General features: G+C 69.8%; 9 protein-coding genes. 6 read left to right on the top strand and 3 right to left on the bottom strand.

What is annotated here, in order from left to right:
- Positions 1 to 1,454 (bottom strand): DEDD exonuclease domain-containing protein (locus WBL05_RS08220; RefSeq protein ID WP_424225118.1); only part of this gene is annotated, 1,454 nt, incomplete at its 3' end.
- Between the two features lie 225 nt (positions 1,455 to 1,679).
- Here WBL05_RS08220 and WBL05_RS08215 point away from each other — a divergent pair.
- On the top strand, positions 1,680 to 2,690 hold the full coding sequence (locus WBL05_RS08215; RefSeq protein WP_424225116.1) for a peptidoglycan DD-metalloendopeptidase family protein: 1,011 nt from the start codon (positions 1,680 to 1,682) through the stop codon (positions 2,688 to 2,690).
- A 119-nt stretch (positions 2,691 to 2,809) separates the two neighbouring features.
- Positions 2,810 to 3,847 (top strand): hypothetical protein, encoded by a 1,038-nt coding sequence (locus WBL05_RS08210; protein WP_424225115.1) that lies wholly within the window; start codon positions 2,810 to 2,812, stop codon positions 3,845 to 3,847.
- Between the two features lie 112 nt (positions 3,848 to 3,959).
- Here WBL05_RS08210 and WBL05_RS08205 read toward each other — a convergent pair whose 3' ends face one another.
- A complete protein-coding gene (locus tag WBL05_RS08205; RefSeq protein ID WP_424225113.1) occupies positions 3,960 to 4,418 on the bottom strand; it encodes a hypothetical protein in 459 nt (152 codons plus the stop codon).
- Positions 4,405 to 5,190, bottom strand: coding sequence for an alpha/beta hydrolase (locus WBL05_RS08200; RefSeq protein WP_424225111.1), 786 nt, complete (start codon positions 5,188 to 5,190; stop codon positions 4,405 to 4,407). Before WBL05_RS08200 ends, WBL05_RS08205 begins: the two co-directional genes overlap by 14 nt.
- A gap of 81 nt (positions 5,191 to 5,271) precedes the next feature.
- On the opposite strand from WBL05_RS08200, the gene WBL05_RS08195 reads away from it, so the two are divergent.
- From WBL05_RS08195 to WBL05_RS08180, 4 genes are all read left to right on the top strand, one after another.
- Positions 5,272 to 6,057: a lysophospholipid acyltransferase family protein gene (locus tag WBL05_RS08195; protein WP_424225110.1), complete on the top strand. Its 786-nt coding sequence runs from the start codon at positions 5,272 to 5,274 to the stop codon at positions 6,055 to 6,057.
- A 2-nt stretch (positions 6,058 to 6,059) separates the two neighbouring features.
- Positions 6,060 to 6,914, top strand: a complete 855-nt coding sequence (locus tag WBL05_RS08190; protein WP_424225108.1) for a lysophospholipid acyltransferase family protein — start codon at positions 6,060 to 6,062, stop codon at positions 6,912 to 6,914.
- A 61-nt stretch (positions 6,915 to 6,975) separates the two neighbouring features.
- The gene (locus WBL05_RS08185; RefSeq protein ID WP_424225106.1) at positions 6,976 to 8,361 is read left to right on the top strand and encodes a class II 3-deoxy-7-phosphoheptulonate synthase; all 1,386 of its coding nucleotides are present in this window, start codon (positions 6,976 to 6,978) and stop codon (positions 8,359 to 8,361) included.
- A partial coding sequence (locus WBL05_RS08180; protein WP_424225105.1) for a threonine aldolase family protein occupies positions 8,354 to 9,255 on the top strand: 902 nt, incomplete at its 3' end. The genes WBL05_RS08185 and WBL05_RS08180, both read left to right, overlap by 8 nt.

The following is a 9,255-nucleotide window of genomic DNA, read 5'->3' as shown; positions in this document are numbered from 1 at the left end:
ACGTGGATCTGCCACCCGGGTGATGGCGCCGGGTCGGGCACCCACGCGGCCGCCACTATCTGCCGGCAGCGGGAAAGGCCGGTCAGGCGATGCCAGCGGTGGGTGGTGGACGCGTAGCCGCGTAGCCGGTCGGTGAGCACCTGCGCTTCCTCAAAACGCTGCTGGTCGGACAGCCGGACGATGCGCTGGCCGACCGTCCGCAAGGTCGGCCGGACGTCGCTGCGCATGGCCTGGCGCACCTGCTCCACCGCCGCAAGGTAGGCGTCCCGGTCGGTGCCGGTGCAGGGGGCCAGGCACTTGCCCAGCTCACCCAGCGGGCACCCGGCCTGTGACGAGTTCCGGCCGATCCGCATCGTGCACTGCCTGATCGGGTGGGCGTCGTACAGCGCCTGGCAGGCGTCCTGCGCGGCCGCCCGCGAGCTGAACGGGCCCCAGTAGGTGGCCGAGTCATCGGCGGGCTGCGGCACGATCGACAGCCGGGGCCAGTGGTCGGTGGTCAGCTTCACCCAGACGACCTTGTCCTGGCGGCGGGATCGCCGGTTGTAGCGGGGGGAGTGGGCGGCGATCATTCGCAACTCGCGGATCTCGGCCTCGAGTTCGGTGGCGCAGACCACCGCCTCGACACCGGTCGCCACCCGCACCATCTCGTCCATCCGCAGCCGCGTCTCCGACGAGGTGAAGTAGCTGCGCACCCGGCGCCGGATGTTGGTGGACTTGCCGACGTACAGCACCTGCCGGGATTGGCCGGGTCGGTCGGCGACGAAGCTGTAGACACCGGGAGCCTCGGGCAGCGACTGGGCCCAGATGCGCTTGGCCCGGCGCTGGGGCGAGACCCGGTGCTCGAACTCCTTCAGGTCTTCCAGGGTTCCGACGCCGAGGTTGCCGACCCGCTCCAGCAGCCCGTGCAGGACGTCGACGGTGGCCCGGGCGTCAGAGAGCGCCCGGTGGTTGGGCTGGGTGCCGGCACGGAAGTGCCTGGCCAGCGTCTCCAGCTTGCAGTTCGGCACCTCGTCGCGCAGCAGGGCCTGACGGGCCAGCGCGACGGTGTCGACCACTGCCGGGGCCGGCCACGGGTGGCCGAACTGTTCGCAGGCCCGCTTCAGGAAGCCGATGTCGAAGCGGGCGTTGTGGGCGACCAGGACGGCGTCGCCGACGAACTCGAGGAAGCCCGGCATGACCTCGGCCAGGGTGGGGGAGTCGGCCACCATCTGGTTGGTGATGCCGGTGAGTACCGCGATCAGCGCCGGGATGTGGGTCTGCGGATTGACCAGCGTGGCGAACTCGCCCAGCACCTCGCCGCCACGCACCTTTACCGCGCCGAACTCGGTGATCGTGGCGTCCGGACCGCTCCCGGTGGTCTCCAGGTCGACCACACAGAACGTCACCGTGGACAGTGGGCTGCCGAGGTCTTCCAGGCTCGGTTGGATCGCGGTGTTGGTGCTGCTGCTGGCCATGCCCGGAAAGCTAGCGGCTGGCGCCGACAGAACGTTGCTGGCCTCTGGGCAACCGGTTGGTGGCGGGGAGGAGACGAGTTGCCAAGCCGATTTTGAGAAGTACTTAAGGGGAGCTTAATGTTCCTAAGGAACTTCTAGGGAAGGTACGAACGGATGTCCTTGGTGCGACGGGCTCTCACAGCCGCTGTCGGTACGCTAGCTGCCGCTTCCTTGACGCTCGGCCTGGTGCCGCTGGCATCGGCCGATGATGCCGTATCGGCAGCCCAGACCGAACTCGCGGAGCTGCAGACCGAGGCGGCCAAGGTTCAGTTGAGCCTTGAGCGGTCGAAGCAGGAGCAGGTCACCGCGGAGCGCCAGTACGAGGTCACCACCGCCGACCTCGCCGAGCAGCAGTCCCGCGTCGACGAGATGCGGGTGCAGGTCGGACGCGTCGCGGTCGCCGCCCACCAGCAGTCGGCCGGCATGGGTGCCGCCACCCTGCTGTTCGGTTCCGACTCCGAGGACGACTTCCTGTCCGACATGGCGGTCATGCAGAGCGTGGCCGCGATCACCGACGAGCAGATGGTGCGGCTGGCCGCCGAACAGGAGCGGCTGACCGACCTGGAGGCCGCCCAGTCCGAGGCGCTGCAGAAGATCGACGAAGAGATCAACCAGCAGTCCGAACTCGCCGCCGAGTATGACGCCAAGGTCGCCCGCGCCCAATCGGTCGTCGACCGGCTGAGCGGCGACCAGAAGGCCGCCCTGGAGGCCGCTGCCAACCAGGCCATCCTGGACGCCAACGCCGCCCTGCTCGCCGGTGCCACGGCTGACGCCGCCGGCCGGGTCAGCCGTGACGGCATCGCCGGGGTCGCCAGCGACTCCGCGGGCGTCTGGCCGACCAGCGGCCCGATCACCTCACCGTTCGGCTACCGCATCAACCCGATCGGCGGTCACTCCGAACTGCACGACGGCGTGGACATCGCTCCGCCCTGTGGCACCCCGGTTCGCGCCTCCTGGAGCGGTGTGGTGCTGAGCGCTCGTGCAGAGGGTGGCTGGGGCAACCGCATCATCATCGACAGCGGCACGTACCAGACCGCCTACGCCCACCTGCAGACCATGGCCGTGTCGCCCGGTGAGGTTGTCGAGGCCGGTCAGATCGTCGCCTCGGTCGGTACCACCGGCTACTCGACCGGCTGCCACCTCCACTTCAGCACCTGGCAGAACGGGCAACTGGCCGACCCGACGACCCTGTTCTGAGCCCAGCCCCGTCCGCAAGCGTGCTCATGGCCTCCATCATGATGGGGGCCATGAGCACGTCGCGGCCCATGCGGTCGAAGCGGATGACCCGTAGGACGCTCCTCCTGCTACTCCTGGCTGTGGCCGTTGTCGGGTCCGTGGTCTGGTTCGTCTCGCTCCCGGGCACCCAGACCCGCCAGCAGCAGGCGATCGAGCAGGCCGCCGACGACGTGCTCGCCGCCATCCAGTCCGATGACCGGGCAGCGTTCGAGGCGTCCTTCTCGCCCAGCGCGGACGCCGAGCGGGTCGAGACCCTGTGGACGAACTTGCACCAGTTCGAGATCGCATCGCTGAGGCCGGCGTCCAACCAAAGTTGGCAGGTGGTCTGGCGCTTGCCCGGCGAGGACGCCGCTGCCAGCCACCTGGTGGCGCCGGAGCTGGCCTGCAGCTGGTGGCGCTGCGGGCTGGTCAACATCGGGCAGCAACCGGGGTCGCCCACCCCGATCTGGCTGACCGGCCCAGTCAGCGTCCAGCACGCGGGCAGGGTGGCCGTGATCAGCGGAACCGCCGGCACCGACTGGCTGGCGGACGCGGTGGCCGCCTCCGAACAGCTGAGCCAGACCGGTGCGGCCGGCTTGCTGCGGCCCACGGCACTGCAGGTGGTCGAGGTGCCGGCCGATGCCGCCGCCTTCGAGCGGGTGCTCGCCCAACCCATCCTGCAGTTCCGGGCCGCGGGCGCCATCACCTGGCGGGCCGACAGCGGTGGCGAATCGCCGTCAGGGCTACCACCGGCGACCCGGATCGTCGTCCAGCCGACCAGCACGCAGCACCTGACAGCGCAGCAACGACAGGGATTGCTGCTGCACGAACAGGTGCACGCCGCCACCGGCTGGCTGGGCGCACCGGCACCCGGTCGGCAGTGGGTCAGCGAAGGACTGGCCGAATGGGTTCGGCTGCAGCACCACACGGAGCCAGCACCCGGCGGCGCAGCGCCCGAACCGGTCGACTGCACCTGGGCCGCGCCCGCCGACGAGGAGTTCACCGGAGCAAACCCACCGACCGCCTACCAGCGCAGCGCCTCAGCGGTGGCCCTCATCATGGGCCGGCCCGATGCAGCCAAGCTGTTGGTGGGCCTGTGGCGGGATGCCGCCCAGCCAGTGCCGCTGCTGTGCAGTTAGCGGACAGCCGAGCACTTCAGCGGTCGGGGCCGGTCTTCCCGGGTCTGGACTCCACCCGGCCAGTATCCCTCCCGCCGACTGCCGGCGGGCAAACCGCCACGTCGGAGGGCGGCTAGAGCTGGGCGCCGTCGCCGCTGTCGTCGCGTCGGCGGGGCAACGCGCTGAACAGCAGCCCCAACCCGACCGCCCCGGCAGCCGCGGTGACGATGCCGGCCCACACGCCGGGATTCATCCCGATCAGCACCAGCATCCCCATCAGCAGGGTCACCGTCACCAGTGCCACCCCGATCAAGACCCGCAGCCGCGGACGACCCCAGGCCAGGTCGACCGGTGGACGCCAGCGCTCGTGGTCGTCGTCCGGCGTGGCATGCTCAAGGGCTTCGCTGAGGTTGAAGTACTCGATCGGGTCCTTCAGCTTGCGGACGCTGAACCTGCGGGACGCGGGCGGGTTCGGCGGTGGGGGCGGCGGCGCCGCCTCACCCGGTGCGCGCGCACCGGCCACGTCCCCGAACTCGGCGCGGATCAGTTCCCGGAAGCGGCGGTCGATCTCCTCCTCGTCACTGCTGCTCATGCTGGTCTCGCAACAGATCGCTGATGAACTGGGCGGTGGTCCGGTTGATGAACGCGGCGTCATTGTCCATGGTCGCGACGTGGTAGCTGTCGTCCAGCCAGTGGTCGGTCAGCTTGGGCAGCCGCTTGCGGAGCAGCCGGCCCGAGTAGCCGTCCACCAAGTGGTCGGTGCGTGAGGTGAACATCAGGACCGGCACGGTGACCTGGTCGAGGTCGTCGACGACCAGCCGCCACAGCTGCCGCAGGCTGGTCACCGCGGCCAGCGGTGTGCGCGGGTAGGCCGGCTCGACGACGCCGGCGGCCTTGATGTCGCTGCCGATACCGCGCAGGCTGGGCAGCACCTTCGACAGCAGCGGCACCAACCGGTAGGCCAGCGAGTCGCTGCCGATTGACGGGTTGACCAGCACCACGGCGGCCACCTGTTCGAGTTCGGCCACCCGCAACGCCAGCGCCCCGCCCATCGACAAGCCGGCCACGACCTGCAGGTGGCTGCGTTCGCGCAGCCAGTCCAGCGCCGGCGGCAGCACCGAGTACCAGTCCTCATGGGTGGTCAGGGCCAGCTGCTGCCAGCTCGTGCCGTGGCCGGGCAGCAACGGACAGGCCACCGCCGCGCCCTGCGCGGCGAGGTGTTCAGCGGTGGACCGCACGCTGGCGGGCGAGCCACTGAAACCGTGGCAGAACAGGATTCCAGCGCCCGCCAGTGGTCCGGGACCGCCCTGCGCCCAGACCGGTTCGGTGCCGACCATCATGGCCGGTGGACCGCTGGTTTCCACAGACACCACCCTAGGTCAAACGCGGCCCCCTCGCCGGTGGGGCCCTAGAGTAGGGCTGGACGAGGACGTAGGAGGACGCGGGTGAGCGGCTGGTACAGCTTTTTCAAGACGGTGTTGGTGCGTCCAGTCGTCAAGTTCTGGCTCGGGGTCAAGATCGAGGGCACCGAGAAGATCCCCGAAGGCGGCTGCGTGCTGGCCGGCAACCACCTGGACGCCGGTGACACCTTCTCGCTGCCCTCGCTCATCAAACCCCAGGTGACCTTCCCGGCCAAGCGCGAACTGTTCGAGGGCAAGGGCCTCCGCGACCGGGTGGTGGCTTGGTTCCTGACCGCGGTCGGCCAGGCTCCGATCGACCGGTCGGGCGGCCGGCAGAGCGCAGCCGGCCTGGGGTCGGTCACCGACGTGCTGCACGACGGCGGCGTGGTGGCGATCTTCCCCGAGGGCACCCGCAGCCCGGACGGCCGGCTGTACAAGGGGCACACCGGGGTGGCGCGGCTGGCGTTGGCGTCCGGCCGGCCGGTGTTGCCGGTGGGCCTGATCAACACCAGATTGATCAAGAACCGGCTCGGCATCCCCACCATGACCGACGCCCGGATCGTCATCGGCGACCCGATCGACTTCAGCGCCTGGTCCGGTCAGGACAACGACCAGAAGGTGCTGCGCTGGGTGACCAACGAGGTGATGGGCGCCATCCAGCAGCTCACCGGACAGACCTACGTCGACGTCTACGCGTCCCGGGTCAAGCGCGGCGACCTCAGGGACGCCGACACCAGCAGGTTCGTGCTCGACCACCCCAACCACAACCAACCGGTGCCGCCGCGTACCGCCGACCTCGGCGCTCGGACCCAACCGACCCCGGAGGCGTGATCGTGGCAGCGAAGCTGGTGGAGCGGATCCGAGGCCTCGCCGCTCGAGCCCGCCACCCGTGGCGGATCCCGGTGCAGGGGCTGGACCGATTGCCCGAAGGCGCGGTGATCGTGGCCTGCAACCGTGTCGGCCCATTCGACCACCTGAACGTGGCGTCCTCGCTGGGACGTGCGGCAACCGTGGTCATCCAGCCCGAGTCCGGCCTGCAGCCGATCCCGCGGCTGCGCCGCACCAGCTGGACCACCGACCTCGACTCGCCCGACCACCCCGCCGCGGTGCTCGACAGGGACGAGGCTCTGGTGGTCTTTCCCGAGGTGGCAGCGGGCAACGACGGTGCGGTGCACAGGGGTCACGCCGAGTTCGCCGCCCTGGCCGTTGCGCACCGGGTGCCGATCGTGCCGGCCGCGCTGGTTCCAATGGCCCGATCGGAGTCCGATCTGGAACTTCGCTACCGACTGCGGATCGGGGAGGCCATCAGCGTCGATCGGTACGCCGAGCTCACCGACGCCAGCGACACCACCGACGGGCTGATCCTGCGCGGGCTGGCCGACCTGGTGATGTCGAGGATCAGCGAATTGGCCGGACGCCGATACCGGGACGACTACACCCGCTCACGCAGGGCGGGTCAGGGGGTCCTGCAGGGTTCGGCCCGCTCCGAGGAGGCCAGGCAGGCCAGGGCTGAACGCCGCGCTATCGAACAGCAGCGCCGCGCAGCGGAGGCAGAACTGGCCAGGCTGCTGGACGAGCAGGAGGCCGCCCGCCTCGCGGAGGCGGCCGAGGCGGCCAGGCGGCAGGCCGAGAAGGCCGCCGCGGCAGATGAGGAAGCGATGCGAGTGCGCAGGCAGCACCAGCCGTAGTCCCGCCCGCGCGAACTGGACGAGAACCAGTGCCTGTTTTCCGACAAGTATTGTGGTGGTCGTGTCAGATCTGATCCCTTCGTTGACCCAGCTGCATGCCATGCCGCAGGTGCAGCAGCCGGTCTACGACGACCCCGAGAGGCTGCGCTGGGTGGTCGACCGGCTGCGTGAACTGCCGCCACTGGTCTTCGCAGGTGAGTGCGACGATCTCCGCGACGCCATTGCGCGGGTGGCCGACCGCAAGGCGTTCATGCTCCAGGGCGGTGACTGCGCCGAGACGTTCGCCGGGGTGCGGGCCGACAACATCAAGGCGAAGCTGCGCGTCCTGCTGTCGATGAGCGTGGTGCTCACCTATGCCGCGCAGTTGCCGGTGGTGAAGGTCGGCCGGATCGCCGGTCAGTACGCCAAGCCCCGGTCGAAGGACACTGAGACCCGCGGCGGGGTCACCCTGCCGGCCTACCGTGGCGACGCGGTCAACGGTTTCGACTTCACCCCCGAGGCCCGGCGTCACGACCCCGACCGGCTGCTGCGGATGTACAACGCCTCGGCCGCCACGCTCAACCTGGTCCGGGCCTTCGTGACCGGCGGGTTCGCCGACCTGCGGCAGATGCACGCCTGGAACGCCAGCTTCGTCCAGGACTCCCGGATCGAGGAGCGCTACCAGATGATGATCGACGAGATCGATCGGGCGCTCGGCTTCATGCTCGCCTGCGGGGTGAAGGACGACACCCTCAGCACCGTGGACTTCTACGCCTCCCACGAGGCGCTGCTGCTCGACTACGAGTACGCCATGACCCGCATCGACTCCCGCAGCCAGCTGCCCTATGCCACCTCCGGACACATGGTCTGGGTCGGAGATCGTACCCGGCAGCCGGACGGTGCCCAGATCGAACTGCTGCGGCTGGTGCACAACCCGCTCGGCATCAAGCTCGGCCCGTCTGCGACCGGCGCGGAGGCCCTGGAGATCGCCGACCGGCTCGACCCGGACCGCGTGCCGGGGCGGATCACCTTCATCACCCGGATGGGTGCCGACATGGTTCGCGAGAAGCTGCCGAAGATCATCGAGACCGTCGAGCAGGCCGGACGCCAGGTGGCGTGGGTCTGCGACCCGATGCATGGCAACACCTTCGCCACCGCCAACGGCTACAAGACACGCTCGTACGCAGCTGTGGTGGAGGAGCTGAACGGCTTCTTCGACGTCCACGACCAGCTCGGCAGCTGGCCCGGCGGCGTGCACATGGAGCTCACCGGCGACGACGTGACCGAATGCCTCGGCGGGGCCTTCCAGTTGTCGGAGGCCGACCTGGACTCCAGGTACGAGACCGCCTGCGACCCTCGACTGAACCGTAACCAGGCGCTGGAGTTGTCGTTCATGATCGCCGAACGGCTGAACCAGAGCCGGCTGCTGCGCCGCGAACCGCTCCAGGTGCCGGATTGGGATGACTGAGGTGGCCAACCAGTTCGTCGACCTGCGCTCCGACACCGTCACCAGGCCATCGGCGGGCATGCGGGCCGCCATGGCGTCCGCCGAGGTCGGTGACGACGTCTACGGCGAGGATCCCACGATCAAGGAGTTGGAGGACCGCACCGCCGAGCTGCTTGGCCACCAGGCCGGGTTGTTCTGCCCGACCGGGTCGATGTCTAACCTGCTCGGGGTCTGGTTGCTGACCCCGCCCGGCACCGAGATCCTGTGCGACCAGCAGGCCCATATCGTCCGCGCCGAGATGGGCGCCCACGGTGCCCTGCACGCAATCACCACCCGAACCTGGCAGGCGTCGTCGGGGGTGTCCGGGATCGCCCGCGCCCGAGACGTCACCGACCTGATGTCCATCGGCACCGGGCCGTTCCTGGTCGAGACCGCAGCGGTCGCCATCGAGAACACCCACAACTTCGGCGGCGGCACCATCCACCCGATCGACACGCTCCGGGACCTGCACACGGCCTGCCGGCAGGCCGGGGTGGCGATGCACCTGGACGGCGCCCGGCTGTGGAACGCCCATGTGGCCACCGGCGTCGCTCTGGCCGACTACGGACGGCTCTTCGACACCGTCAGCGTCGCCTTCTCCAAGGGCATGGGCGCCCCGGTCGGCTCGGTGCTGGTGTCCAGCCGGGAACGGATCCAGGCCGCCCGGGTACAGCGCAAGCGGCTGGGCGGCGGCATGCGGCAGGCCGGCATCCTCGCCGCGGCCGGGCTGTACGCGCTCGACCACAACATCGAGCGGCTGGCAGACGACCACGCCAACGCCCGCAACTTCGCCGAGCAGGTGGCGCTGGCAGCCCCCGGGGTGGTCGACCCCGAGCAGGTGGCCACCAACATCGTGGTGCTGCAGGTCGGCGACCG

This window comes from Brooklawnia sp. (assembly GCF_049651565.1).
Taxonomy (GTDB): Bacteria; Actinomycetota; Actinomycetes; order Propionibacteriales; family Propionibacteriaceae; genus Brooklawnia.
The sequence above is the reverse complement of the archived record's forward strand: the minus strand, read 5'-3'. Positions and strand labels throughout refer to the sequence as shown.

What these genes read in the sequence shown, in the direction of transcription:
- WBL05_RS08205 (WP_424225113.1), bottom strand. Translation starts at nt 4,418, where the DNA reads ATGAGCAGCAGTGACGAGGAGGAGATCGACCGCCGCTTCCGGGAACTG.